Source organism: Alkalispirillum mobile (genome assembly GCF_003664325.1).
GTDB lineage: Bacteria > Pseudomonadota > Gammaproteobacteria > Nitrococcales > Halorhodospiraceae > Alkalilimnicola > Alkalilimnicola mobilis.
The window spans coordinates 1155766-1180472 of record NZ_RCDA01000001.1; the positions used below are offsets into that span (position 1 = coordinate 1155766).

At 67.9% G+C, this 24707-nt stretch carries 24 protein-coding genes and 5 tRNA genes; 9 read left to right on the top strand and 20 right to left on the bottom strand.

Annotated features, from left to right (window positions below; translation table 11 throughout):
- The first annotated feature begins 112 nt into the window (after window positions 1–112).
- The 6 genes from lgt to egtD all read left to right on the top strand — a co-directional run bounded on the left by lgt (window position 113) and on the right by egtD (window position 5777).
- Window positions 113–898 carry a prolipoprotein diacylglyceryl transferase gene (gene lgt / locus DFR31_RS05315; protein ID WP_121441586.1) on the top strand — a complete coding sequence of 262 codons (786 nt, stop codon included), beginning with the start codon at window positions 113–115 and terminating at the stop codon, window positions 896–898.
- An 81-nt stretch (window positions 899–979) separates the two neighbouring features.
- Entirely contained in the window at window positions 980–2167 is a 1188-nt protein-coding gene (locus DFR31_RS05320) for a M24 family metallopeptidase (RefSeq protein WP_121441587.1), read from the top strand.
- Window positions 2168–2327: 160 nt separating this feature from the next.
- The gene (locus DFR31_RS05325; protein WP_121441588.1) at window positions 2328–3104 is read left to right on the top strand and encodes a class II glutamine amidotransferase; all 777 of its coding nucleotides are present in this window, start codon (window positions 2328–2330) and stop codon (window positions 3102–3104) included.
- Complete coding sequence (locus DFR31_RS05330; protein ID WP_121441589.1) at window positions 3079–4305, top strand: SUMF1/EgtB/PvdO family nonheme iron enzyme; 1227 nt, start codon at window positions 3079–3081, stop codon at window positions 4303–4305. Before DFR31_RS05325 ends, DFR31_RS05330 begins: the two co-directional genes overlap by 26 nt.
- Window positions 4302–4781: a DUF427 domain-containing protein gene (locus tag DFR31_RS05335; RefSeq protein ID WP_121441590.1), complete on the top strand. Its 480-nt coding sequence runs from the start codon at window positions 4302–4304 to the stop codon at window positions 4779–4781. Before DFR31_RS05330 ends, DFR31_RS05335 begins: the two co-directional genes overlap by 4 nt.
- Before the next feature lie 6 nt (window positions 4782–4787).
- Entirely contained in the window at window positions 4788–5777 is a 990-nt protein-coding gene (gene egtD / locus DFR31_RS05340) for an L-histidine N(alpha)-methyltransferase (RefSeq protein WP_211328237.1), read from the top strand.
- A 117-nt stretch (window positions 5778–5894) separates the two neighbouring features.
- Here the strand turns inward: egtD and DFR31_RS05345 are convergent.
- From DFR31_RS05345 to DFR31_RS05360, 4 genes are all read right to left on the bottom strand, one after another.
- A tRNA-Lys gene (locus DFR31_RS05345) sits at window positions 5895–5970 on the bottom strand.
- 6 nt (window positions 5971–5976) lie between these two features.
- A tRNA-His gene (locus DFR31_RS05350) sits at window positions 5977–6052 on the bottom strand.
- Between the two features lie 39 nt (window positions 6053–6091).
- Window positions 6092–6168 (bottom strand) — tRNA-Arg (locus DFR31_RS05355).
- Window positions 6169–6215: 47 nt separating this feature from the next.
- Window positions 6216–6292: transfer RNA gene (locus tag DFR31_RS05360), tRNA-Pro, on the bottom strand.
- 180 nt (window positions 6293–6472) lie between these two features.
- Between DFR31_RS05360 and folD the strand changes: the two genes are divergently transcribed.
- Both folD and DFR31_RS05370 read left to right on the top strand, forming a co-directional pair.
- Window positions 6473–7333, top strand: coding sequence for a bifunctional methylenetetrahydrofolate dehydrogenase/methenyltetrahydrofolate cyclohydrolase FolD (gene folD, locus DFR31_RS05365; protein WP_121441591.1), 861 nt, complete (start codon window positions 6473–6475; stop codon window positions 7331–7333).
- Between the two features lie 94 nt (window positions 7334–7427).
- The gene (locus DFR31_RS05370) at window positions 7428–7802 is read left to right on the top strand and encodes a PilZ domain-containing protein (RefSeq protein WP_121441592.1); all 375 of its coding nucleotides are present in this window, start codon (window positions 7428–7430) and stop codon (window positions 7800–7802) included.
- Between the two features lie 7 nt (window positions 7803–7809).
- Here DFR31_RS05370 and radA read toward each other — a convergent pair whose 3' ends face one another.
- The 10 genes from radA to rnr form a co-directional block, all read right to left on the bottom strand.
- Complete coding sequence (radA, locus tag DFR31_RS05375; RefSeq protein ID WP_121441593.1) at window positions 7810–9165, bottom strand: DNA repair protein RadA; 1356 nt, start codon at window positions 9163–9165, stop codon at window positions 7810–7812.
- Between the two features lie 50 nt (window positions 9166–9215).
- Window positions 9216–10319, bottom strand: coding sequence for an alanine racemase (gene alr / locus DFR31_RS05380; RefSeq protein ID WP_121441594.1), 1104 nt, complete (start codon window positions 10317–10319; stop codon window positions 9216–9218).
- Between the two features lie 34 nt (window positions 10320–10353).
- On the bottom strand, window positions 10354–11742 hold the full coding sequence (dnaB, locus tag DFR31_RS05385; RefSeq protein ID WP_121442182.1) for a replicative DNA helicase: 1389 nt from the start codon (window positions 11740–11742) through the stop codon (window positions 10354–10356).
- 99 nt (window positions 11743–11841) lie between these two features.
- Window positions 11842–12297, bottom strand: coding sequence for a 50S ribosomal protein L9 (gene rplI, locus DFR31_RS05390; protein WP_121441595.1), 456 nt, complete (start codon window positions 12295–12297; stop codon window positions 11842–11844).
- A gap of 40 nt (window positions 12298–12337) precedes the next feature.
- Entirely contained in the window at window positions 12338–13216 is an 879-nt protein-coding gene (locus DFR31_RS05395) for a YybS family protein (protein ID WP_121441596.1), read from the bottom strand.
- Window positions 13217–13239: 23 nt separating this feature from the next.
- Complete coding sequence (gene rpsR / locus DFR31_RS05400; protein ID WP_011628333.1) at window positions 13240–13464, bottom strand: 30S ribosomal protein S18; 225 nt, start codon at window positions 13462–13464, stop codon at window positions 13240–13242.
- Window positions 13465–13469: 5 nt separating this feature from the next.
- Window positions 13470–13811, bottom strand: a complete 342-nt coding sequence (priB, locus tag DFR31_RS05405; protein ID WP_121441597.1) for a primosomal replication protein N — start codon at window positions 13809–13811, stop codon at window positions 13470–13472.
- Window positions 13812–13822: 11 nt separating this feature from the next.
- Entirely contained in the window at window positions 13823–14182 is a 360-nt protein-coding gene (gene rpsF, locus DFR31_RS05410; protein WP_121441598.1) for a 30S ribosomal protein S6, read from the bottom strand.
- 118 nt (window positions 14183–14300) lie between these two features.
- Window positions 14301–15044 (bottom strand): 23S rRNA (guanosine(2251)-2'-O)-methyltransferase RlmB, encoded by a 744-nt coding sequence (rlmB, locus tag DFR31_RS05415; protein ID WP_121441599.1) that lies wholly within the window; start codon window positions 15042–15044, stop codon window positions 14301–14303.
- A complete protein-coding gene (gene rnr, locus DFR31_RS05420) occupies window positions 15041–17317 on the bottom strand; it encodes a ribonuclease R (RefSeq protein ID WP_121441600.1) in 2277 nt (758 codons plus the stop codon). The genes rlmB and rnr overlap by 4 nt, the downstream gene beginning before the upstream one ends.
- A 196-nt stretch (window positions 17318–17513) precedes the next feature.
- Here rnr and DFR31_RS05425 point away from each other — a divergent pair.
- Window positions 17514–17600 (top strand) — tRNA-Leu (locus tag DFR31_RS05425).
- Window positions 17601–17688: 88 nt separating this feature from the next.
- On the opposite strand, the gene DFR31_RS05430 is transcribed toward DFR31_RS05425, so the two are convergent.
- The 6 genes from DFR31_RS05430 to hflX form a co-directional block, all read right to left on the bottom strand.
- Window positions 17689–18153 carry an RT0821/Lpp0805 family surface protein gene (locus tag DFR31_RS05430; RefSeq protein ID WP_121441601.1) on the bottom strand — a complete coding sequence of 155 codons (465 nt, stop codon included), beginning with the start codon at window positions 18151–18153 and terminating at the stop codon, window positions 17689–17691.
- A 140-nt stretch (window positions 18154–18293) separates the two neighbouring features.
- Window positions 18294–19589, bottom strand: a complete 1296-nt coding sequence (locus DFR31_RS05435) for an adenylosuccinate synthase (RefSeq protein WP_121441602.1) — start codon at window positions 19587–19589, stop codon at window positions 18294–18296.
- A gap of 97 nt (window positions 19590–19686) precedes the next feature.
- Window positions 19687–20892 (bottom strand): ATP phosphoribosyltransferase regulatory subunit, encoded by a 1206-nt coding sequence (locus tag DFR31_RS05440; RefSeq protein WP_121441603.1) that lies wholly within the window; start codon window positions 20890–20892, stop codon window positions 19687–19689.
- 132 nt (window positions 20893–21024) lie between these two features.
- A complete protein-coding gene (hflC, locus tag DFR31_RS05445; protein ID WP_121441604.1) occupies window positions 21025–21912 on the bottom strand; it encodes a protease modulator HflC in 888 nt (295 codons plus the stop codon).
- Window positions 21912–23294 (bottom strand): FtsH protease activity modulator HflK, encoded by a 1383-nt coding sequence (hflK, locus tag DFR31_RS05450; RefSeq protein ID WP_121441605.1) that lies wholly within the window; start codon window positions 23292–23294, stop codon window positions 21912–21914. The genes hflC and hflK overlap by 1 nt, the downstream gene beginning before the upstream one ends.
- Window positions 23295–23387: 93 nt before the next feature.
- A complete protein-coding gene (gene hflX, locus DFR31_RS05455; protein WP_121441606.1) occupies window positions 23388–24686 on the bottom strand; it encodes a ribosome rescue GTPase HflX in 1299 nt (432 codons plus the stop codon).
- Window positions 24687–24707 lie beyond the last annotated feature (21 nt).

A 24707-nucleotide genomic window follows, 5' to 3' on the forward strand; every position in this document is an offset into this window, starting at 1 on the left:
CTGAGGAAAGTTTGGCCGGGTTGGGCGCGGACACCGAGGGGATGGGTGGGCAGTGCGCAAACCACACCGTCGGGCGCTGCGCGTCAGCCGGGCGAACGGGTATGATGCGCGCATGATCACTTATCCTGACATCGACCCGGTCGCCATCCAGCTCGGGCCCCTGGCCGTGCACTGGTATGGCCTGATGTACGTGTTCGGCTTTGCCGCCGGCTGGTGGCTGGGCCGCATCCGCGCGAAACGGCCCCACTCGCCCCTCACCCCGACCCAGGTGGACGACCTGGTCTTTTATATCGCGGTGGGCATAGTGGCCGGCGGCAAGCTGGGTTACCACCTGTTTTACAACCTGGGCGGCATCGCCGCAGACCCGCTCTCGCTGCTGCGGCTTTGGGAGGGGGGCATGTCGTTCCACGGGGGCATGCTGGGGGTATTCATCGCCTGCTGGCTGTTCCAGCGCAAGGTGGGCTGCGGGTTCTTCCGCATGACCGACTTCGTGGCACCGCTGATCCCACCGGGGCTCGGCTTCGGACGCATCGGCAACTTTATTAACGGCGAGCTCTGGGGGGCGCCCAGCGACCTGCCCTGGGCCATGGTCTACCCACCCCTGGGCCCGGATCCGCGCCACCCCTCGCAGCTGTACCAGGCCCTGCTGGAGGGGCTGGTACTGTTCGCTATCGTCTGGTGGTTCTCCAGCCGCCCCCGCCCGGCGATGGCGGTCAGCGGGGTCTTCCTGGTCGGCTACGGTACCTTCCGCTTCCTGGTGGAGTTCGTCCGGCTCCCGGACGCGCACATCGGCTACCTGGCCTTCGGTTGGGTGACCATGGGGCATGTGCTGACGCTGCCGATGATTCTGGGCGGGGCATTGCTGCTGTGGCTGGCTTACGGCAAGAGCAAGGGCTGACCTTGAGCGGGTCGGCCAGCCGGCTTCTACAATCCGGGGCAATAATCACGGCCGCATGGACCTGTTCGCCCGGGAGCCCTGATGGATTTCAACGCCTATCGCCAAGCCCTCTCTGATTGGCTGCAAGGGGCCGAACTGCCCTTCTCCAACGAGGAGTTCTCCACCCGCCTGAACCAGACCCGCGCCCTGATGCAGCACGCAGGCCGAGACGCCCTGTTGCTCACTGATCCGGCCGACATCTTCTACCTCACCGGCTACCACACCTTTGAGGTTTCGGTGCACACCGCGCTGGTGGTGACGGCGAACCGCCTGGTCTTGCAGGTGCCATCCATCGAGACAGGCCCCGCCGTGGTGACTGCCACTGTGGATGAGGTGATCGGTTACCGGTGGGAGGGCATTGATGAGGTGATCACGCCGCTGGCCGATCTGTTGGCACCCTGCCGCGCTATCGGACTGGACACCTTCAGCGCCGGGCTGCGCCTGGGCGTCATCCAGCCCCTGCAGGAGCGCCTGGGGCAGGAGCGTTTTCATGGCGATGGCGGAGCGCTACTGGATGGTCAGCGACTGGTCAAACGGGAGGTGGAGTTGGCCTGTCTGCGGGAAAGTGCCCGGATCACCGCCGCCGGGCTGGCTGCGGCCGAGGCAATCATCACGCCCGGTATCACGGACAGTGATGTGGCCGCCGAGGGTGCCAGGGCGCTTATGGCAGAAGGCAGTGAATTCATGAGCCTGCAGCCGATCGTCACCAGCGGGCAACGCAGCAGCGTGATTCACCTGAACCACAAGCGCACACCGATCGTTGCCGGCGATCCGGTGTTTCTGGAGTTTGGATCGGCTTATCAGCGCTACACCGCGCCCATGATGCGCACCGCGGTGGCCGGCCGCGCCAGCCCCGAGATGCAGGCGGTGCGGGATGTCTGCCGGGGTATTTTTGAAGCGCTGACAGACGCCATGCGGCCCGGCCGGACGTTTGATGATGCGGCGCAGGCGGCGGAGAAAGTGCTGGCGCCCCACGCCGATCGCCTGTTTTTCTCCGGCGTGTTCGGCTACGCCGTGGGCGCGCAGTTCCCGCCCAGTTGGGTGGAGGGGACGGGCTTTATCGCCCGCGGTCAAATGCGCCCCTTCGAGGAAAACATGGTCTTGCATCTGCCGATCTGCCTCCGCCTGCCCGGGCAGTGGGGCATTGGCATCAGCGATACCGTGCAGGTCACCGCCACTGGCGGCGTGCCCCTTACCAACAACGACTGGGCGCTTAATGAGCGGCCATGAGGCTGGAGTGGCGGGCTGCGCAAAGCGTGAACCACAGCAAGATACCTGAAATACTTGTACTGAAGCTATACGGCGGCTATATGAATATATGTTGATATTGAACCCGTAACCACGCGGTTCGTGACATGACGCTGATTGAGGGACCAGCACCGTGTGCAGAATGGCAGCCTATACCGGGCCTCGGCTACCGCTGGAAATCTTCCTGAACCACCCGCCACACAGCCTGATCCAGCAGGCGCACGCCCCACGTGAGACCCTGTCCGCCACGGTCAATGCCGACGGTGTGGGTATCGGGTGGCTTGATGCCGCCGGGCGCCCCGCCACCTACCGCTCAACACTGCCCGCCTGGGCAGACCCCAACCTGGAATCACTGGGCCGGTCGCTGGAGAGCGCCCTCTGGGTAGGTAACGTCCGCAGCGCAACAGACCCGCTATCCAACGGATACGCCAACACGCAGCCCTTTATCGGGGACGACCTGTTATTTCTGCATAACGGTTTCATGGAAGCGTTTGGCACTGCCCTCCGAGGTCGTTTCCGGCGTGCTCTGGAGAGCCGATTTGAGGCGGACATTCACGGCACCACCGACTCTGAATACCTGTTTGCCCTGCTGCGCCAGGAGGCAGCGTCATCTGACAACGGACTGGAAGCCGCCCTGCGGCCCACACTGGCACGGGTTCAGGACTGGTTGGCCACCGCCGACGCCCATGCACTACTCAACCTGGTCGTGGCGCAGGGGGCTCGGCTCATTGGTGTGCGCCATGCCGTTGGCATGGACTGCCCCAGCCTGTACGCCCACCCCGCACATCCGGCGTTCCGCGGCGGCGCCCTGATTGCCTCGGAGCCTCTGGACAACCACGACGGTTGGACACCCATCCCCCCGCACCATACGTTCACCCTGGAGCCTGGCGCCGATGCGGTTTCCCCTATACCCCTCTGAAGCGGTCGCGCCACGGGACCGGGCCGACGCGCTTCAGGCCCTGGCCAGCCACCATGGGCGGGCGCGGGCTCTCGCCGAGACGCTTACCGAGGCGCAACTGCGTCGGCAATACCATCCGGAGCTGAGCCCGGTCGGCTGGCACCTTGGCCATTGCGCCCTGATGGAACACCACTGGGTGGAAGAACGTGTGGGCGAGGCTGCCCCGGACAGCGCGCTGCACGCCCTCTATTTCCCGGAACTGAGCCCAAAGGATGAGCGCGCAACCCGCCTGCCGGCGAGGGACGCGCTCATGGCGTGGACCACCGGGGTGCATGAGCGCACCCTGAGCCGGTTTGCCGACCCGCCCGGCTGGCTGAACGCCCACCCCCTGATGGCGGATGACTACCTGCTCCACTTTCTGGAGCAGCACTTCGCCCAGCACCACGAGACGCTGCTCTACTGTCTGACGGCCATCACCGCATCAGAGCCCGCCTCAGCGCCCGGGCCCGATGGAGACGGAACACCCTACTCCGCGCCAACCGGGCCCGACGCCATTCACCTGGCCCCGGGGCGGTACCGCGTCGGGGCCGACCATGTGCGCGCCTACGATAACGAGCGGCCGAGCCACACCGTGCAACTGGAGGGCGCCTGGCTGGCGCGCCGCCCGGTAACCAACGCCCAGTGGCTGGCCTTCATGGCGGCCGGCGGTTACGGCGACGACACCTGCTGGTCGAACGAGGGCGCGGCCTGGCGCGAGCGGAATCGGGTCACATACCCGTGGAACTGGCATCCGCTCGAAGGGGGGCGCTTCATTTCTAGCGGCCCCCTCGGATACGAGCCGCTCCAGCCCGATGCGCCGGTCAGCGGCATCAGCCACTACGAGGCCGAGGCGTTCGCGCGCTGGGCCGGGGCCCGCCTGCCCCACGAGTTCGAGTGGGAGGCGGCCGACCGCCAGGGGCTGCTGACCGATACCGGTCGGGTCTGGGAGTGGTGCAGCAACCCCCTGGCCCCCTACCCCGGTTTCAGGCCGTTCCCCTACGACGGCTATTCCATGCCCTGGTTCGACGGCGAACACCCGGTTTTGCGCGGTGGCTGCCGATTCACGCATCCGGGCATCAAGCGGTCCTCTTTCCGCAACTTTTTCCAGCGTCACGTCCGGCATCAGCAGGCCGGCCTGCGGCTGGCCTGGGATACGCCGCCAAGCGAGGTAAAAACGCCATGACCCGTCCATCTGAGACCGAGTCCGTCTGGGACTACCCGCGCCCACCCCGGGTAGAGCCCGTGCATGCGCGCCTCCGGGTCATCCATGAGGGCGGGCCCCTGGCGGATGCCGACGGCGGGTTCCGGGTGCTGGAGACGTCCCACCCACCCTGCTACTACCTTCCCCCCGCGCGTATCGACTGGTCCCGGCTCACGCCCAGCGAGACGCGCACCTTCTGCGAATTCAAGGGGCACGCGCGTTACTGGGACCTGCAGACGGCGTCGGGCACCGTGCGAGACGTCTGCTGGGCCTACGACGACCCGGTGGCCTCCCATGCAGATATCGCGGGCTACGTCTCCTTCTATGCTGGGCGGGTGGACGCCTGCTACGTGGGCGACGAACGCGTTCGGGCCCAGGCGGGAAGCTTCTACGGCGGCTGGATCACCAGCAATATTCACGGCCCCTTCAAGGGCGAACCTGGGACGGAGGGATGGTAGACGGCCATGGGCGATCACACCGCAATGCAGGCAGGCGTTGAGTACGCCGAGGCACCGATAAACCACGCTGAGGACACACAGGGGTTCCTGCATGATGTCCTGGAAGGGCTGGCGCAATCACCGGCGATGCTGTCCCCCAAGTACTTCTACGATGCGACCGGCTCCCGGCTGTTTGATCGGATCTGCAAGTTGCCGGAGTACTACCTGACGCGCACGGAGATGGCGATTCTGGAGCGTTCAGCGCCAGCCATTGCCGACCAGCTCGGCCCCGGGGTGCTGCTGATCGAGCCCGGCAGCGGCAGCTGCGCCAAGGTGGGCCGACTATTGCGACACCTCTGCGCCCCCGCCGGCTATGCCCCCGTCGAGATCTCCGGCGAGCACCTGCACGCCAATCTGTCGCATCTGCGCGGGGCATTCCCCGACCTGCCCATCACCCCGGTGTGCGCGGACTTCACCACACCGTTCAGCCTCCCGTCGGACATCCCGGAAACGCGCCGACGGGTGGTGTTCTTCCCCGGCTCCACCATCGGCAACTTCCCGCCGGAGGCGGCGGTGGACCTGCTGCGCGGGTTCCGCGGGTTGCTGGACGACCGGGGCGGGCTGCTCCTCGGCGTGGACCGGCGCAAGGACCCGCGCATTCTGGAGGCCGCCTACGACGATGCCGCCGGGGTGACCGCCGCGTTCAACCGAAACCTGCTGGTGCGCATGCGGGACGAGCTGGGCGCCGAGGTGAACCCGGCGGGCTTTCGCCACCGGGCGCTGTGGAATGACGAGTGCAGCCGCATCGAGATGCACCTGGTGAGCCGCGGGCGGCAGACCATCCGCGTTGGCGGCCGGACGCACGGGTTCCACGACGATGAGCACATCGTCACCGAGTACAGCTACAAGTACTCCGCCGAGGGCATGCAGCGCCTCGCCGCGCAGGCGGGGTTCCGGGTCTCGGCACAGTGGAGCGATGACCGTGAATGGTTCAGCGTCCTCTGGCTCACGACGTGATCGCCCGGAGCTGCGACGCTTGCGGTGGCAGAACGCAGTAAGGGGCCGGTTTGGCTGGCGCGGGGGGTACTGACTGGAGGAAAACCGGCGGCTACGGATGTAACCGCCCGATTTTACTGGTGGGCCGTCAGGGACTCGAACCCCGAACCTACTGATTAAGAGTCAGCTGCTCTACCAATTGAGCTAACGGCCCTGAAGATGGGGTGAGCGATGGGATTTGAACCCACGACCGCCGGAGCCACAATCCGGAGCTCTACCAACTGAGCTACGCCCACCATAATGCTTGTTACAACGCTGCCTGCGGGGCCGAAAACTGGCGCGCCCGGCAGGACTCGAACCTGCAACCGTCGGCTTAGAAGGCCGATGCTCTATCCGATTGAGCTACGGGCGCTTGTTCGGTGCCCCGGCCCAGCCGACTTGGCCCTGCTTTGCAGGATTTGGTCGGGGTGGAGGGATTTGAACCCCCGACTTCCTGCTCCCAAAGCAGGAGCGCTACCAGACTGCGCTACACCCCGTTGCAATACCCGGCTGCCCGGGCAGCGTGATCGGGACGCAGATAATACAACTGCCCCACAGCCGGGTCAAATGAAATTATGACCCAAGTTGAGGCAGCCGGTAGGGCGTGACAGAATTCGGGGCTTTCCAGTCACGGGCCGTCGCGGCCCCACCCTTCGCATCAATCAGCGGGTACCAGCATGAGCGCACAGATTCTGGACGGTAAGGCCATCGCGGCAGAGCTGCGGGAGGACGTTCGCAAGCAGGTGGAGGCCCGCGTGGCCGCCGGTGGCCGCCAGCCGGGACTGGCCGTGGTGCTGGTGGGCGCCGACCCCGCCTCCACGGTGTACGTGGGCAAGAAGCGCCAGGCCTGCGAACAGCTGGGCATGCACTCCACCGCCCACGAGCTGCCCGCGGAGACCACCCAGGAGCAACTGCTGGCCCTGGTGGACGAACTGAACGGCCGCGACGAGATCGACGGCATACTGGTGCAACTCCCCCTGCCCGATCATATCGACGAGCAGACGGTGATCGACCGCATCAGCCCCGAAAAGGACGTGGACGGCTTCCACCCGGTGAACATGGGCCGGCTGACCCTGCGCCTGTCGGGCCTGCGGCCCTGCACCCCGCACGGCGTCATGACCATGCTGGAGAAGACCGGCATCGACCTGGTAGGCAAGGACGCGGTGATCATCGGCCAGTCCAACATCGTCGGCCGCCCCATGGCCATGGAGCTGTTGAACGCCCGCTGCACCATCACCATCTGCCACAGCCGCACGCAGAACCTGGCCGAGCGGGTGAAGGCGGCGGATGTCGTGGTGGCCGCGGTGGGCCGGCCCGGGTTCGTGCCCGGCGACTGGATCAAGCCCGGGGCGATCGTCATCGACGTGGGCATTAACCGGCTGGAGTCGGGCAAGCTCACCGGCGACGTGGACTTCGAGGGCGCGAAGGAGAACGCCGGCTGGATCACCCCGGTGCCGGGCGGTGTCGGCCCCATGACCGTGGCAACGCTGATGGCCAACACCCTGGAGGCCGCCCGGGCCCGTGACAGCCGGGGCTGAACGGCTCTATAGTTGAGGCACTGCCGTTTCAGCCGACGGGCCGCGCGCCGCCGGTCGACGGCGCCGCTTCAAGCAACGGACAAGGGAAGGCCAGATGACCGACCAAGCAGACCGCCGGCGCTTCACCCGGGTGCGCTTCCAGGCCCCGGCCCGGCTGGACGGGCCCGATGGTGCCGTACCGGTTGAGGTGGTGGACCTGTCGATGAAGGGCGCCATGCTGGCCGTGCCGGCGACCTGGGGCGAGACGGCCGAGGCGGAGGCGCTGTATACCCTGACCCTGAGCCTCACGGCAGAGGACCGGATCGTCATGGAGCTGAAGCCGGCGCACCTGCACGGCAAGGTGATCGGCTTCCGGTGCGAGCGGATCGATGTGGACAGCCTGACCCTGCTGCGCCAACTGCTGGAGGCCAACTCCGGCGACGTGGAGCTGATCCACCGGGAGCTGGAGCAGCTGGCGCCTCAGGACTGACGGTGCGCTAGAACACGGCCTCCATGGCCTCCTGCAGCCGCTCCACGCCGACCACCTCCAGCCCCTCCGGCAGCTTCCGCGGCCGGTTCTTGCGCGGCACGATGGCGCGACGAAAGCCGTGCTTGGCGGCCTCCAGCAACCGCTCCTCGCCGTTGGGCACCGGGCGGATCTCGCCGGCGAGCCCGATTTCCCCGAACACCACCGTATCCAATGGCAGCGGCCGGTCACGCAGGCTGGAGAGCACTGCCAGCACTGCCGGCAGGTCGCTGGCGGTCTCGCTGACCCGCACACCCCCGACCACGTTCAGAAAGACGTCCAGCCCGTGCATGGCCACGCCACCGTGGCGGGCCAGCACGGCCAGCAACAGCGACAAGCGGTTGCCATCCAGCCCCACGGCCACCCGGCGCGGGTTGCTCAGGGGGCTGTCGGCCACCAGCGCCTGCACCTCCACCATGAGCGGTCGGCTGCCCTCGCGGGTGACGGTCACCAGACTGCCGGGCACCGCCGATTCATGGCGGGACAAAAAGATGGCCGAGGGGTTGCGCACCTCCTTCAGACCGTCCTCCTGCATGGCGAAGACGCCCAGCTCGTTGGCCGCGCCAAAGCGGTTCTTCACCGCCCGCAGCAGGCGGAAGCGGCTGCCGGAGTCGCTCTCGAAGTAGAGCACGGTATCGACCATGTGCTCCAGCACCCGGGGCCCGGCCAGCGCCCCCTCCTTGGTGACATGTCCCACCAGGAAGAGCGCGGTACCGCTACGCTTGGCGTAGCGCACCAGCTGGGCGGCGGACTCGCGCACCTGGGAGACGGAGCCGGGGGCGGACTGTAGCGCCTCGGTGAAGACGGTCTGCACCGAGTCCACCACCATCACCCGGGGCCGACGGGCCTCGGCGGTGGCCAGCATGGCCTCGACACTGGTCTCCGCCAGCACCTCCAGCCGGTCCCGGGGCAGCCCCAGCCGGCTGGCGCGCAGGGCCACCTGCTGCAGCGACTCCTCGCCGGTGACATAGAGGGCGGCGTGGTCCCGCGCGAGGTTGGAGAGGGTCTGCAACAGCAGGGTGGACTTTCCAATGCCCGGATCGCCCCCCAGGAGGATGACCGCGCCGTTGACCAACCCGCCGCCAAGCACCCGGTCCAGTTCCCGCGAGTCGGTGCGATGGCGGGCCTCCTCTTCCAGCGAGACCTGGTCCAGGGTCTGCACGGCGGAGCGGGCGGCAAGACCCACGCGCCCTTTGCCCGGGGCCGCCGGTGCGCGGGTGGTCTCCTCCAGGGTGTTCCAGGCCCCGCAGTCGGGGCACTGGCCCTGCCACTTGGGGGTGATGCCCCCGCAGTCGGTGCAGACGAATTCGGTCTTGGTACGGGCCATGGTTGCGTTTCGCGGTTCCTGTGACAGTTCCGGCGGACCGGCTGCGGTACTCAGGTCCGGGGTTGGCTCTCGACCACCTGGCGCGGTGCGCGCGGCGTGACCTGGCAGAACAGTTCGTAGGCGATGGTGCCGGCGCGGTCGGCCACGGTCTCCGCCGGCAGACCGTCGCCCCAGAGCACCACCCGGGCACCGGGCCGGGCCTGTGGGCAGGGGCGCAGGTCCACGGTAATCAGGTCCATGGAGACGCGCCCAAGCAGTTGTGTTTCGACACCATCCACGAGGAGCGGCGTGCCACTGGGGGCGTGGCGGGGGTAGCCATCCCCGTAGCCGATGGCCGCCACCCCCACCGGCATGGCCTCCGGGCAACGCCAGGTGCTGCCGTAGCCGATGGGTGCGCCGGCGGGGAGCTGCTTGACGCTGATCAGGCCGCTTTCCAGGGTCATAACCGGGCGCAGGTCGGGGCGCGCACGGCCCTGGTCGACAAAGGGCGTGGCGCCGTAGAGCGAAATGCCCGGCCGAACCCAGTCGCAATGGGCGGCGGGCCAGCCCAGCGTGCCGGCGGAGTTGGCCGCGCTGCGCGGCCCGGGCAGGCCGGCGCAGGCCTGCTCGAAGGTGCGGAGCTGTTCCGGGGTTCGCGGGCTGTCGCGATCGTCGGCCTCGGCCAGGTGGGTGAGAAAGCCGATCTCGCGAATACCGGGCAGCGCCGACAGGCGGCGGTGCACCCCGGCCACCTCGTCGGGCAGAAAGCCCAGCCGGTGCATGCCGCTGTCGACCTTGATCCAGATATCCAGCGGCTCATGGTGGCCGGCGGCCGCCAGGGCCTCCACCTGCCAGTGGGAGTGGATAACGGGCTGGAAGGCCTCGCGGGCGTGCAGCGGGATCTCGTCGGCGGAGAAGAAGCCGCCCAGCAACACCACGGGTTGCGTGGCACCTGCGGCGCGGATTGGCCGCGCCTCGTCCACACCGCTGACGGCGAAGCACTCGGCCTCGGGCATGAGGGTGCGTGCCACCCGCTCCAGCCCGTGGCCGTAGCCATCGCCCTTGATGACCGCCATCACACGGGCATCGGAGGCACTGGCGCGCAGCACCCGGTAGTTGTGACGCAGGGCGTCCAGTGAGATTCGTGCCCGGGTTGGCCTGGCCTCGCCGCGCATCAGCGCCCCCTCCCTGCCCCGTCGCGGTGCCGGCTCATTCGGGCATCCCGCCGGCGGGGTAGTATTCCTCGATGTGGTTCTCAAAGCGCGTGAACCGGCCCAGGAAGGTGAGCTTCACCGTGCCGATGGGGCCGTTACGCTGCTTGCCGATAATGATCTCCGCCACGCCCTTCTCCGGCGTGTCCGGGTTGTACACCTCGTCCCGGTAGATAAAGACGATCACGTCTGCATCCTGCTCAATCGCGCCAGATTCGCGAAGATCGGACATGACCGGACGCTTGTTGGGGCGCTGTTCCAGCGAGCGGTTGAGCTGGGACAGGGCGATGACCGGGACGTCCAGTTCCTTGGCGATGCCCTTGAGGGAGCGGGAGATCTCGGAGAGCTCCTGGGCGCGGTTCTCCTTGGCACCGGGCACCTGCATCAGCTGCAGGTAATCGATAACGATCAGCCCGAGCCCATGTTCGCGCTTGAGCCGGCGGGCGCGGGCGCGCATCTCCGAGGGCGATAGCCCGGGGGTATCGTCGATGAACAGCTTGGCCTGGGAGAGCAGGCTTAGGGTAGACGTGAGCCGTGGCCAGTCGTCATCCTCCAGCCGGCCGGAGCGAATGCGTTGCAGTTCCACCCGCCCCAGCGAGGAGAGCATACGCATGGCCAGCGAATCGCCCGGCATCTCCATGCTGAATACCGCCGTGGGCGCGTCCTGCTTCATGGCCGCATGTTCGACGATATTCATCGCCCACGTGGTCTTGCCCATCGACGGGCGTCCTGCAACGATGACCAGGTCGCCGTCCTGCAGGCCGGAGGTCATGCGGTCGAAGTCGTCGAACCCGGTGGCCAGGCCGGTGACCTCGCCCTCCTGGCGGTAGAGCTGGTCGATGCGCTCCACCACGCCCGGCAGCAGCTCCTTCAGCCCGCGGAAGCCCTGCTTGTGCCGGCCGGTTTGCTCGGCGATGCGGAAGATATTGCGCTCGGCCTCGTCCAGCAGGGTCTTGCTGTCGCGGCCCTCGGGCTGGAACGCGCTCTGCACCACGTCGGTACCGACGCGGATAAGCTGCCGCATGACGGAGCGCTCGCGGACGATGTCCGCGTAGGCTTTGATGTTGGCGGCACTGGGGGTGTCGCTGGCCAGCGCACCCAGGTAGGCCATGCCGCCGGCAGCCTCCAGCAGCTCGTTGTTCTTCAGCCACTCGGAGATGGTGACCGCGTCCACCGGGTGGCCTTCGTCGGCCATGGTGGCAATAGCCCGCCAGATCAGACGGTGATCGCGGCGGTAGAAGTCCTCCTCGGTGACCCGGTCCGCAACCTGGTCCCAGGCGTTATTGTCCAGCATCAGGCCGCCGAGGACGGCCTGCTCCGCCTCTAGCGAGTGCGGCGGGACCTTGAGGGCTTCTGTCTCAGCGCTATCGGAAGGGTTCTGCACCATATCACCGAGCGGATCGCGGACCGGCCCCGGCATTGTACCGCGCTAATGGCGCGACGGCATGCCGGGGCGCGGGTCGCGTGGCCTGCGCGTGGGCGCCGCTCAGGCCTCGTCGCCGCCCTGCACCACGATCTTGACCATGGCGGTCACGTCGGTGTGCAGGCCGAGCTCCAGCTCGTACTCGCCGGTGACGCGGATCGGGCCCTCGGGCATCCGCACCTCACGGCGCTCCACCTCGACGCCGGCGGCGGTGATGGCATCGGCCACGTCCTGGGTACCGACGGAGCCGAACAGCTTGCCCTCGTCACCGCTCTTGGCGCTGATGGTGACGGACAGCCCCTCGAGCTGCTCCTTGCGGGCCTCGGCCGCGGCCAGGACCTCCTGGGCCTGACGCTCGAGTTCGGCACGCCGCTCTTCGAAGTAGCGGATGTTTTCCTGGGTGGCCGGCTTGGCCTTGCCCTGGGGCAGCAGGTAGTTGCGGCCGTAGCCCGCACGGACCTTCACGCGATCACCCAGATCACCCAGGTTGGCCACCTTTTCCAGCAGTATGACTTCCATCGTTCTCAGACCTCGACAGTCGGAATGTAGACCCGCGCACTCAGCCCGGGTAATCGTTCTGATCCTGATCGTCCAGCTTGCGGCGCCACTTGAACAGGGCATCCGCAATGCCGATCAGGGCCACCAACTGAAACACGATCGGCATCAGCAGATAGGCCGTCACCAGCCAGGCCACGCTCATGCCCCGCGCCTTGACGAAGGCGTGGGCCACGGCCATGGCCTGCACCGCAAACAGTGCGCTGGCCACCAGGGCCAGGTCAGCCACCAGGCCGACTCCGGTGAACATGCTGGCAGCGACCAGCATCAGCGCCAGAATGCCCGCCTCCCGGCCCAGGTCCAGGCCGTGGAACTCGGCCTGGAAGCCACCCGGGTTGTAGAGCAGCGCCTGCCACCAGCGGCCCAGCAGGAGCGCCAGCAGCGCAGCCCCCATGAGCCCCACGGCCCAGAAGCCGGTCATCCGCGGCAGCATGCTCTCGTCGAACATCTGCCAGGTGGGGTCGCCCTCCGGCATGCCCCCGAGGATGCCGTCCATGACCTCACGCCAGTAGGCGTGCAGATCGCCGTGCATCAGGTGCAGGCTGAGCACCGCCAGCCCGCCCAGCACCCCGAGGATCTGCAGGGTGGCGCTCAGCGAGACCGTTCGCCGCAGCCAGAAGGCCAGCAGCAGCACCGGCGCCCAGAGCTCGATCCCCAGCTGGAACGCCGGGGCTGGCGTGCCCATCAGCAGCCAGTAGAGCGCCCCCAATCCGGCGAGGGCCGGTACCGCGACACCCAGGCCATCGGCGACCCCGCGGCGCAGGGTCACCAGGGCCAGTACGGCGGCACCGACCCACCCCAGCAGGGGCACCAGACCGGCGCCGGCCGCCACGGCCACCGCCTGCCAGCGCCCACCCATCACGAAGGTGGCGAGACCGCGCATGACCTATCTGCCGTGACCGCGAATCAGTGGCGGTCGGTGTAGGGCAGCAGGGCCAGGTAACGGGCCCGCTTGATGGCCCGGGCCAGCTGACGCTGGTAGCGGGCGCTGGTGCCGGTGATCCGGCTCGGGACGATCTTGCCCGTTTCGGTGACGTAGTTGCGCAGGGTGTTGAGATCCTTGTAGTCGATCTCTTTCACACCCTCGGCGGTGAAGCGGCAGTACTTGCGGCGACGGAAGAAGCGTGCCATGTCGATTACTCCTGATGATGTTCTTCGGTTGTGTCCAGCCGGGTGATGCGCCGGGCGCAGAGGATCAGCTTGTAGTCCTCGCGCTGGTCGGTACGCGCCAGGTAGCCCCGGACTTCCAGCGGTGTACCGGCGGGCAACTGGCCCAACCCCTCGCAGAGCGCCTTGCCGGCGGCCCTGACCCCCAGCCGCAGTGTCTGGCTGCGGGGCACCCCGGCCTCGATCTGCTCCGACTGGTGGTCCAGCGCGAAGCGGGCGATGGGGATGCCGGCGGGGGACTCGCGGAGGCTGACCCGGTCGACCAGCACCCCGGTGAAGATCACCCGGTTACTGGGCTGCCCGTCGGGCACCGGGACGGGCCTCAGGCCTCGGCCTTGCGGTCGCCCTCTTCCTCGTCCTTCTCCTGGCTGCGCGCCAGCGGGGAGGCCTCGGTCACGGCCTCTTCACGGCTGAGGACCATGTTCCGGATGACGGCGTCGTTGAAGCGGAACAGCGATTCCAGCTCGTCCAGCTCGTCCTTGCCGCACTCGACGTTCATCAGGACGTAATGGGCCTTGATGAGCTTGTTGATCGGGTAGGCGAGCTGCCGGCGACCCCAGTCTTCCAGGCGGTGCACCTTGCCGCCCTTGGACTCGACGATGCCGGTGTAGCGCTCGATCATCGAGGGCACCTGCTCGCTCTGGTCCGGATGGACCATGAAAACGATTTCGTAGTGTCGCATTTTCACTCCTTTCGGGTATCCGGCCGACTTTGCGTTGCCGGCCTGAACAGCCTCCGGCATACAACCGTGAGGCAAGGTTTTGACAAGCGCGCAAGTATAAGGCGCCTGTCAACAAAGATCAAAGCTGGCGTTGGCGCAGCGCTTCCCAGAGCAGGATGCCGGTGGCCACAGAGACGTTCAGGCTCTCCACCCGCCCGGTCATAGGGATGCGCACCAGCACATCACAGGCCTTGCGGGTGAGCCGGCGCAGGCCCTTGCCCTCGGCCCCCATGCACAGGACCAGCGGCCCGGTCAGGTCGGCCTGCCAGTGCTCGGCCCCACCCTCGCCGGCCGCGCCCACCACCCACAGGCCGCGGTCGCGCAGTCCGGCCAGCGTGCGGGCCAGGTTGGTGACCTGGTAATAGGGCACCCGCGCTGCCGCCCCGCTGGAGACCTTGTGCACCACCGGCGTCAGGCCCACCGCCCGGTCACGGGGGGCGATCACCCCGTGCACGCCGGCGGCCTCGGCGCTGCGCAGGCAGGCGCCGAGGTTATGCGGGTCCTGCACCTGGTCCAGCACCAGCAGCAGGGGCGGGGCGGGCAGCCCGTCCAGGTGGGCGGCCAGGTCGTTGTCATCGAGCGGCGTCGGGCCGCGGTAACGGATGACCACCCCCTGGTGCACGGCACCGCCGGTCAGCTCGTCCAGTTGCTTGCGCGGTACCCGCTGGATGGGCAGGTCGCGCCCCTCCAGGGTGCGCAGCACCCGGGCCAGCCGGGCGTCGCGGCGACCCTTCTCCACCCAGACCGCCTCGATGGCATCGGCATCGCACGCCACCGCGGCCCGCACCGCGTGCAGGCCGTAAAGCAGCTCCGTCTCGCTCACTGCCGGCGGCTCCGGCGCTTGCGCCCCCCGCCGCGCTTGCCACCGCCCTGCTCGGCACCGGGCAGCGGATTGCCCTCGGCGTCCAGCGGGTGGGCGACCATGCTGAAGTCGATCTTGCGCTCGTCCTTGTCCACCCGGGCGATCTGCACGCGCACGCGGTCGGTCAGACGGTACTCCTTGCCGCTGCGCTCGCCGAGCAGGCGGTGGCCCACCGGGTCGAAGTGGAAGAAGTCACTCTCCAGCTGGGTCACGTGGACCAGGCCGTCGACGAACAGGTCCTCCAGTTCGATGAACAGGCCGAAGCTGGTGACACCGCTGATCACGCCGTTGAACTCATCGCCCAGGTGCTGCTGCATGTACTCGCACTTGAGCGTGAGCAGGGCATCGCGGGTGGCATCGTCGGCCCGCCGCTCACAGGTGGAACAATGCTCGCCCAGGGCCACCAGCTCATCGTGGCGCACCGGGTAGCTGCCGCCGGTGCCGCCGTCGAGGATGTGGCCGATGGCCCGGTGCATCATCAGGTCGGGGTAACGGCGGATGGGCGAGGTGAAGTGGGCATAGGCGTCCAGCGCCAGGCCGAAGTGGCCGGAGTTGTCCGGTCGGTAGTCGGCCGCCTGCATGGAGCGCAGCATCACGGTCTCGATCAGGTGGCGGTCGGGCCGGTCCTTCACCTGCTGCATGATCTCGGCGTAGTCGGCGGCGCGCGGCTTGTCGCCGCCCCCGAGTTGCAGACCGATACCGCTGAGGAACTCGCGCAGCGAGACCAGCCGGTCCTCCGGCGGGGTGTCGTGCACGCGGTAGAGTCCGCCGATGCGCTGACGCTCCAGGAAGCGGGCGGCGCAGACGTTGGCGGCGATCATGCACTCCTCGATCAGTTTGTGCACGTCATTGCGCCGGGTCGGCGCAATGCTGACGATGCGTCCCTGCTCGTCGAACTCGATGTCCGCCTCGCTGCTCTCGAAGTCGATGGCGCCGCGCCGCTCGCGTGCGCTGCGCAGGGCCCCGTACAGCTCGTAGAGGTGGTGCAGGTGCGGCAACAGGTCGGCGTGTTCGGCGGCGCCCTCCGGGTCATCTCCCTGCAGCAGACCCCAGACCTGCTCGTAGGTGAAGCGGGCGTGGGAGCGCATGACCGCGCGCAGAAAGCGCGAGCGCTTGATCTCACCGTTGCGGTCGATGAGCATCTCGCAGGCCATGCACAGCCGGTCCACCTTGGGGTTGAGCGAGCACAGGCCGTTGGAGAGCACCTCGGGCAGCATCGGCACCACGTTGCGCGGGAAGTAGACCGAGGTGGCGCGGTTCTGCGCTTCGTCATCCAGCGCGGTGCCCGGGCGCACGTAGTGGGAGACGTCGGCGATGGCCACGGTGAGCTTCCACCCGCTGGGGGTAGGCTCACAGTAGACCGCGTCGTCGAAGTCGCGGGCATCGGCGCCGTCGATGGTCACCAGCGGCGTATCGCGCAAGTCCACCCGGTCGGCCTTGGCCGCCTCCGGCACCTGCTCGCCCAGGTGGGCGATCTCGCGATCCACGGCCTCGGGCCACTCCACGGGGATACCGTAGGTCTCGGCCGCGACCTTGATCTCCATGCCCGGGTCGATGTGCTCGCCGAGCACCTCGACCACCTGACCCAGGGCCTGGCGGCGCTCGGTGGGCTGGGACCGGATCTCCACCACCACCATCTGGCCGCTCACCGCGCCGGCGCCCTCGTGGGCCGGCACGATGATGTCGTGGCTCATGCGCTTGTTCTCGGGCATGACGAAACCGATGCCGCTCTCTTCAAAGTAGCGGCCCAGCAACCGGCTGTTGGCGCGCTCCAGCACCTCGACCAGCTCCCCCTCGGGGCGCTTGTCCTCGCCCAGACCGACCACGCGGGCAATGGCCCGGTCGCCGTGCATCAGCGCCCGCATCTGGCGCGGGGGCAGGTAGACCCAGGCGCTGCCGTCGTCCGGACGCAACCAGCCGGAGCCGTTCTGATGGCCCTGGATGCGGCCGCGCACCAGGTCCCGGTTGTCGACAATGACGTAACCGCGTCGGCGGTTGCGCACCAGCTGACCGTCGCGCTCCATGGCACGCAGGCGGCGGCGCAGGCCCTCTTGTTGGTCGGGGTCGGTCAACTCCAGCAGCTCTGCCAGCTCCTGGCGGGTAAAGGGGCGACCATGGGCGCCGATCACCTCCAACAGGTACTCACGGCTGGGCACCGGGCGGTCGTACTTCTGCTGCTCGCGGTCCAGGTAGGGGCCCTGCTGGGGTAACTTGCTGCGTTTGCGTTTTGCCATTCTGTTATCTTCGGTCCTGTTTTCGAATCGTGTCAGTTATTTGTCGGCCACACCCGGGGTCAATGGCTCGAAGGATACGCCCTGCACCGGCCAATGCAAACCGCGCGGCACGAGAAATCGCGCCGGAGGTGTTGACGACCCCGGGGCGGATCCGTATAGTTTGCGCCCAGTCGACGGTGAGTCATCACCACGACACGCCGAGGTGGCGGAATTGGTAGACGCGCCAGCTTCAGGTGCTGGTGGGGGCAACCCCGTGGAGGTTCAAGTCCTCTCCTCGGCACCAACACCGCGAAAGGCCGGTCCCGAAAGGGTCCGGCCTTTTTTGTTTGGGTTTGGGCGAGCGGCGCAGCCGCCGGCGCCACGAGGGGCGCCTACTGCATCTCCCACTGCCCGTCCGCCGTACGGCACGCCTCGCCGGTCACGGTCTCGCGCTGTCCGTCGATCACCGCCTCTGTCTCGAAGGTCCGGCAGGGCTGACCGCCCGCATCCCGGGTCTCGGTAGGCGTGACCTGGTATTCATGGCCGGTGTTCGGGTTCTGCCACTCGGAGGACTGGTGGTCGGGCTGCGTCTCCAGCGTCTGCCCCATCCGCTGCCGGTCTACCTCGTCCATGGTCTCGCCGATACTGGCGCCGATCGCGGAGCCGGCCAGCGTGCCGCCGATAATGGCCGCGGTCTGCCCGGTGCCGCCACCCACCTGGGAACCGAGAATGCCGCCCAGCGCGCCGCCGACCACCGCCCCGGTCTGCTCCTGCGTGGGTCCGCCCTGCTGGGCACAGCCGCCCAGCACCAGCGCCGCGGCCAGTAACGCAGCCAGCATGGTGGTTCGCTTCTGCATAATGCCTTCCCTCGCTTGTCCAAACGTGTCACGGCCGTTGGACAATGGGGAGGGCAACGCCGTTCCACGGACCGGGAAGGGGCCACGGGGAGGGACGCGCGCCCGGCGAACAGCCCACCGGACGCGCGATAGCCGGGAGATCAGGCCTCGAAGGGGTTCTGCAACACGATGGTCTCGTTGCGATCAGGCCCGGTAGACACGATCGCCACCGGCACACCGATCAGCTCTTCCAGCTTGCGCAGGTAGTTGCGCGCGTTCTCCGGCAGCTCTTCCCAGTCCTGCACCCCGAGCGTGCTGGACTGCCAGCCCGGCAGGTCGATGTACTGCGGCTGACAGTCGGCGAGCAGCTCCGCCCCCGGGGGCAGACTCTCCCACAGCTCATCACCGCACTGGTAACCCACGCAGATGCGCAACGTCTCCAGCTCATCCAGCACATCCAGCTTGGTGATGCACAGGCCGGAGAGGCTGTTGATCTGGGCGGCGCGGCGCAGGGCCACGGCGTCGAACCAGCCGCAGCGGCGCTTGCGCCCGGTGGTAGCGCCGAACTCGCGGCCACGCTCACCCAGCAGGTCGCCGATCTCGTCGTCCAGCTCCGTCGGGAAGGGGCCGGAACCGACCCGGGTGGTGTAGGCCTTGGTGATGCCCAGCACGTAGTGCAGGTCGCGCGGCCCCACCCCGGTACCGGTTGCGGCGGCACCGGCCACCGTGTTGGACGAGGTCACGAAGGGGTAAGTGCCGTGGTCGATATCCAGCAGCGTGCCCTGGGCCCCCTCGAACAGCAGGTCACGGCCCGCTTCCATGTGCTGCTGCAGCAGCAGCCCCACGTCGGCCACCATGGGCCGCAGCTCCTCGGCGTAATTCAGGCAGCGCTCCAGTACGTCCTGAAAGTCGATGGGCTGCTCATGAAAGAAGTGCTGGAGCACGAAGTTGTGGTAGTCGAGCAGTTCGCCCAGCTTGGCGGCCAGCCGCTCGCGGTGGAACAGGTCGGCGACGCGAATGCCGCGGCGCGACACCTTGTCCTCGTAAGCCGGCCCGATGCCACGCCCGGTGGTGCCGATGCGGGCCTGGCCGCGCGCCGTCTCGCGCGCCTTGTCCAGGGCCACGTGGCAGGGCAGGATCAGCGGGCAGGCCGGGCTGATGCGCAGGCGCTCGCGGGCCGGTATACCCTTGCCCTCCAACTCCTGCACCTCTTCCAGCAGGGCGTCGGGCGCCAGCACCACGCCGTTGCCAATCAGGCACTGGACACCCTCGCGCAGGATGCCCGAGGGGATCAGGTGCAGAATGGTCTGCTCCCCGTCGATGACCAGCGTGTGGCCCGCGTTGTGGCCACCCTGGAAACGCACCACCGCACCGGTGCGCTCGGTGAGCAGGTCCACCACTTTGCCCTTGCCCTCGTCACCCCACTGAGAGCCGACTACAACTACGTTCTTTGCCATGATCTTGCCGTTATCCGGTATGTCCGATTGATTCTGGTTTCCGGCGCGGGCCGGGGTTCACGCGGTTGAGCGGGCCACGCCCACGATGCCACCACCGCTAAAGGGGCTGGGTGACCCAATGCCCCTGATCGTCCTGTTGCAAGCGGCGATCACAGCCCTGCGCTGAGGCGCCACCCTGCTGACCGGGGAGCGCCTGCACCACCCGCTCCCCCTCACCGCGCAGGGCCTCGATGGCGCGCATGAGGTCCGGCTCGTCGCCCCAGGGGGCGAGGATGCCGCCACGGGCCGTTGCCGTCGGCACGCCGTCCGAGACCTGGACCAGCGTGCGCAGGTCGGCACTGAAGCCGGTGGCCGGGCGCGGGTTGCCGAACACGCGGCCGATGTCGTCGTACCGGCCGCCGCGGGCCACTTCGGAGCCGTAGCCGGGCACCAGCGCCGCGAAGACGATGCCGGTGTGGTAGCCGTATCCGCGCAACTCGGCCAGGTCAAAGTGCAGCGGCAGGTCGGGCAGCCGGCGCTCGAGGCCGGCGGCCACGCCCCAGAGATTGCGCAGGGCCTGACGGACGCTCTCCGGCGCCTCCGCCAGCACCTCGCCGGCGTGATCCAGGGCCTCGACGCCGCCGTTGAGCTGGGGCAGCGCGCGGAGCATGCGCCGCCAGGGCTGATCGATGCCGGCCTCGTCCAGCAACTCGTCGATCTCGGCCACCGCCTTGCGCTGCAGGGCCTCCAGCAACGCCGCTTCCTGCGCGGCGTCGCAGCCGGCCGCCCGGGCCAGCCCGCGGAAGACACCCACGTGGCCCAGATCCAGGTAGGGCTGGCTGATGCCGGCCGTGCGCAGACTGGACACCGCCAGCGAGATGATCTCGATGTCGCTTTCCACCCCGGCGTGCCCGAACAGCTCGGCACCCAGCTGCACCGGGTTGCGCGAACGGGAGATGCCCTCCGGTCGCGCATGCAGGACGCTACCGATGTAGCAGAGGCGGGTGGGCGCCTCCCTCCGAAGTCGATGGGCATCAATGCGCGCCACCTGCGGGGTGATGTCCGCGCGCACCCCCATCAGCCGTCCGGTAAGCTGGTCGGTCAGCTTGAAGGTCTGCACGTCCAGGTCGTGGCCGGTGCCGGTGAGCAGCGAGTCCAGGTACTCGATGAACGGCGGCATCACCAACTCGTAGCCCCAGCTGTTGAACTGGTCGAGCAGCTTGCGGCGCAGGCCCTCCAGCTGCCCGGCCTGGCCGGGCAGCAACTCGTCCACGCCCTCTGGCAGCAGCCAGCGGTTGTCTTTGCTGAAGGCGGAATCGCTCATGGGAAGTCCTTCAGTTCCGGGAAAGTACGACAGGTCCGGTGCACGTGCGTTTGCCGAGCATGATACCCGTTTACCTGCCATAAAAAAGGCCGGGCCTCTCGGCCCGGCCCCGATTCCGGCGCTGGAAACCGGTTACGGCATCTCCAGCCCGTTCATACCATTATTGAAGTACTGGAAGAACTCGCTGTTCGGCGACAACACGAGGATATCTTCCTTGGAGCGGAAGGTGGCGCTGTAGGCCCCGAGGCTCCGGTGGAACGCGTAGAACTCTGGATCCTCGCCGTGGGCGTTGGCGTAGATCGACGCGGCCTGGGCGTCACCCTCACCACGAAGGCGCTCGGCATCACGGTAGGCCTCGGCCAGGATCACCGTGCGGCGGCGATCGGCCTCGGCGCGGATCCGCTCACCGGCCTCCTCACCCAGGGCGCGCAGCTCGCGGGCCACCCGCTCACGCTCGGCCGCCATGCGCTGGAAGATGGACTCGTTGACATCCTCCGGCAGGTCGATGCGCTTCAGCCGGACATCCAGCACCTCGATGCCCACGTCCTTCGCGGAGTCCGCGGCCCGCTCCCGCAGGATGTCCATGATCTCCACGCGCTCGCCGGAGATAACGTTCTCCACCGTGCGCTGGCCGAACTCGTCCCGCAAGCCCTGCTGCACGATCTCTCGCAGCCGGGAGTTGGCCCGCTGGAAGTCACCGCCCGCGAAGGAGACGAAGAACTCGGTCGGGTCCTCGATCCGCCACTTGACGAACGAGTCCACGATCAGGTTCTTGTTCTCGGCGGTCAGAAAGCGCTGTGGCTCAGCGTCCAGCGTCTGCACCCGGCGGTCGAACTTGCGCACGTTGTTGACGAAGGGGAGCTTGAAATGCAGCCCGGGCTCGAAGTCGTCACGCACGACCTCACCCAAGCGGAATTTCAGGGCGAACTCCCGCTCGTCCACGGTAAAGACCGAGAAGTAGGCCAGGATGGCGGCCACTACCAGGACCGGCACCACGACTGTCTTGACCATCTGGTTCATCAGCGCACCTCCCGGGTCCGCAGCGAGTCACGGGCGCGTTCGGTCGGTGTGACCGCATCCCTGCCGCCCAGCGGAGGCGCCATGGAAAGATCCCGCGCCTCATCGTTGTCATCCTCCTGCACGGCGTCACTACGCTCGAGCATGCGGTCCAGAGGCAGGTACATGAGTGACTGGCCACTCTCCACGTCCATCATGATCTTGCTGGTGCTGCTCAGGACACGCTCCATGGTCTCCAGATAGAGGCGCTGACGGGTAACCTCCGGTGCGTTCTGGTACTCGCCCAGCAGCGCGGTGAAGCGGTCGGTCTCACCCTCGGCCTGCGCCACGACCTGCTCACGGTAGGCCTGCGCCTCCTCGCGTTGGCGGGCCGCCTGACCCTCGGCGCGCGGAATCAGTGCGTTCGCATAGGCACGGGCCCGGCTGATGGTGCGCTGCTGGTCCTCACGGGCGCGAATGGCGTCCGCGAAGGCCGGCTGAACCTCTTCCGGCGGCTGGGCGTCCTGGATGGCCACCCGAACCAGCGTCAGGCCGGCCTGGTAGCGGTCCAAGGCTGTCTGAATGAGCTGCTCGGACTCATCCGCCACCTGGGCACGCCCCTGGGTCAGCACCCACTCCAGCGGAGTGATGGCCGCCCTGGCGGTGTCGTCGGCACCGGCCAGCAGGGACTCCAGCTCTTCCTCAGTGAGCTCGTCGGCGAGTTCGTCGGCAATCTGACCGAATTCCTCGCCCGGACTCACATCAGCATCCTCAGGGGCCTCGGCCTTGCCGACCACCTCGCGCAGGGCGCTCTCGGCCAGCTGCTTGAGGGTGTCGTCCGGCTGACGGAAGTTGAAAAGGTACTCGGCCGGGTCGCTGATCCGGTACTGGATCGCCACTTTGAGGTTAACGATGTTCTCGTCCCGGGTAAGCATCAGCGCCTCACGGAGCACGGCGCGGGTGCGATCACCCATGGATTCGTAACCGATCTCGATGGTCCGCACCTCGGAGACGTCCACCCGCTCCACGCTGCCGATGGGCCGCGGGAAGTGCCAGTGGGGCCCCGGCTGGGTCACGCCGGTGTTGGCGCCGAAGGTCAGCTCCACGCCGCGTTGGCCCTCGTCGACAATGTAGATGCCGGAGGCCAGCCAGCCGGCCACCACCAGGCCGCCGAGCAGCGCGATGCCCTTGGCACCCGGCCCTTTGAAGTTCTGGCCGGAACCACCGCCGTCACCGGCGCCGCCACCCTTTTTGCTGCCGAACAGCTGGGTGACCTTGTCACGCATCTTGTTGATGGCCTCGTCGAGGTCGGGCGGGCCCTGATTGTCGCCGCCGCCCCCGCCACCGCGGTTGCCGCCACCACCCCAGGGATCGCGGTTGCCGCCGCCTGGCTCATTCCACGCCATGGATGTCTCCGTGGTTAAGGGTTGGATCTAGATGCGCCGGAAGGCGCAACCGGTGATTGTAATGACGCCGCAGTGAAAACCGCAAGGCGCCCTTCAGGATGGACTGTCCGCCGGGTACTCCGGTTCCAGCGGTGTTTCCAGGCCTTCGTTGCTCTGCAGGCGCTCGAGTTCGCGCCGGGGCAGGTCCACCAGCAGGTCCAGCGAGCCGTCGTCCTGTACCTGCTCGTCCAGCACTTGACCGAGCTGATAGAACCGGGCCCGCAGGCGCCCCTGGTGTACGGGCAGGTGAACCCGACCCCGCACCCGGCCACTGCCCAGTTCCTCGGCCACCGCGCCGAGCAGGTCATCCAGCCCCCGGCTCTCGGCCGCGGACACCCAGACGGCCTCCGGCTGGTCTTCCTCGTCGCGCAGGACACCCACCGGGTGCTGGCAGAGGTCCGCCTTGTTGTAGACCGTGAGCACCGGCACCTCGCCGGCACCGATCTCGGCGAGCACGCCCTGCACCTCGCGGCTGTGGTCGGCGCGGTCCGGGTCGGCGGCGTCCACCACGTGGAGCAGCAGGTCCGATTCGCCCACCTCTTCCAGGGTGGAGCGGAATGCCGCCACCAGGCCGTGAGGCAGGTCACTGATAAAACCGACGGTGTCGGCCATGATCACCGGCTGGCCGTCGGGTAACTCGAGGCGGCGCAGGGTGGTGTCCAGCGTGGCAAACAGCCGGTCGTCGGCGTAGATGCCGGAGCCGGTCAGTGCATTGAACAGGGTGGACTTGCCGGCGTTGGTGTAACCCACCAGCGAGACCACCGGGAACTCCTGCCGGCGCCGCGCCTGGCGCCCCTGGGCGCGCTGACGCCGCACCTTGTCCAGCTTGCGCTCCAGCTGCTTAATGCGGGTGCCGAGCATCCGGCGGTCCATCTCCAGCTGGGTCTCACCCGGGCCGCGCAGGCCGATACCGCCCTTCTGCCGCTCCAGGTGGGACCAACCCCGTACCAGTCGGCTGGCGATGTGGCGCAGCTGCGCCAGCTCCACCTGCAGCTTGCCCTCGTGGGAGCGGGCGCGCTGGGCGAAGATGTCCAGGATGAGCCCGGTGCGGTCCAGTACCCGGCAACGGAACTCGCGCTCGAGGTTACGCTCCTGCGCCGGACTGATGGCGTGATCGATCAACACCAACTCGATGCCGTCGGCGGGAATGCGCGCCGCGATCTCTTCCACTTTCCCCCGGCCCAGGAAATACCGTGGGTCGGGGCTGTGGCGCCGGTGCCGGACGGTATCCACCGTCTCGGCCCCTGCCGACTCGGCCAACGCCTGGAACTCATCCAGGGTATCCCGGGGGTCACCATCCAGGTCCAGATGGACCAACAGCGCCCGTTCACCGCCTTCGGGGCGATCGAACAAGGCCGCCGGGGCCGTGTTTGT

Coding starts and splice junctions, on each gene's coding strand:
- DFR31_RS05430 (WP_121441601.1), bottom strand. CDS start 18,153: ATGCAGAAGCGAACCACCATGCTGGCTGCGTTACTGGCCGCGGCGCTG.
- alr (WP_121441594.1), bottom strand. CDS start 10,319: ATGCGCGGCGAGGCCAGGCCAACCCGGGCACGAATCTCACTGGACGCC.
- rnr (WP_121441600.1), bottom strand. CDS start 17,317: ATGGCAAAACGCAAACGCAGCAAGTTACCCCAGCAGGGCCCCTACCTG.
- hflC (WP_121441604.1), bottom strand. CDS start 21,912: ATGAACCAGATGGTCAAGACAGTCGTGGTGCCGGTCCTGGTAGTGGCC.
- DFR31_RS05330 (WP_121441589.1), top strand. CDS start 3,079: ATGCGGTTTCCCCTATACCCCTCTGAAGCGGTCGCGCCACGGGACCGG.
- DFR31_RS05435 (WP_121441602.1), bottom strand. CDS start 19,589: ATGGCAAAGAACGTAGTTGTAGTCGGCTCTCAGTGGGGTGACGAGGGC.
- DFR31_RS05370 (WP_121441592.1), top strand. CDS start 7,428: ATGACCGACCAAGCAGACCGCCGGCGCTTCACCCGGGTGCGCTTCCAG.
- DFR31_RS05325 (WP_121441588.1), top strand. CDS start 2,328: ATGGCAGCCTATACCGGGCCTCGGCTACCGCTGGAAATCTTCCTGAAC.
- lgt (WP_121441586.1), top strand. CDS start 113: ATGATCACTTATCCTGACATCGACCCGGTCGCCATCCAGCTCGGGCCC.
- DFR31_RS05335 (WP_121441590.1), top strand. CDS start 4,302: ATGACCCGTCCATCTGAGACCGAGTCCGTCTGGGACTACCCGCGCCCA.
- DFR31_RS05395 (WP_121441596.1), bottom strand. CDS start 13,216: ATGCGCGGTCTCGCCACCTTCGTGATGGGTGGGCGCTGGCAGGCGGTG.
- hflK (WP_121441605.1), bottom strand. CDS start 23,294: ATGGCGTGGAATGAGCCAGGCGGCGGCAACCGCGATCCCTGGGGTGGT.
- rpsR (WP_011628333.1), bottom strand. CDS start 13,464: ATGGCACGCTTCTTCCGTCGCCGCAAGTACTGCCGCTTCACCGCCGAG.
- egtD (WP_211328237.1), top strand. CDS start 4,788: ATGGGCGATCACACCGCAATGCAGGCAGGCGTTGAGTACGCCGAGGCA.
- DFR31_RS05320 (WP_121441587.1), top strand. CDS start 980: ATGGATTTCAACGCCTATCGCCAAGCCCTCTCTGATTGGCTGCAAGGG.
- DFR31_RS05440 (WP_121441603.1), bottom strand. CDS start 20,892: ATGAGCGATTCCGCCTTCAGCAAAGACAACCGCTGGCTGCTGCCAGAG.
- rpsF (WP_121441598.1), bottom strand. CDS start 14,182: ATGCGACACTACGAAATCGTTTTCATGGTCCATCCGGACCAGAGCGAG.
- radA (WP_121441593.1), bottom strand. CDS start 9,165: ATGGCCCGTACCAAGACCGAATTCGTCTGCACCGACTGCGGGGGCATC.
- folD (WP_121441591.1), top strand. CDS start 6,473: ATGAGCGCACAGATTCTGGACGGTAAGGCCATCGCGGCAGAGCTGCGG.
- dnaB (WP_121442182.1), bottom strand. CDS start 11,742: ATGGTGCAGAACCCTTCCGATAGCGCTGAGACAGAAGCCCTCAAGGTC.
- rplI (WP_121441595.1), bottom strand. CDS start 12,297: ATGGAAGTCATACTGCTGGAAAAGGTGGCCAACCTGGGTGATCTGGGT.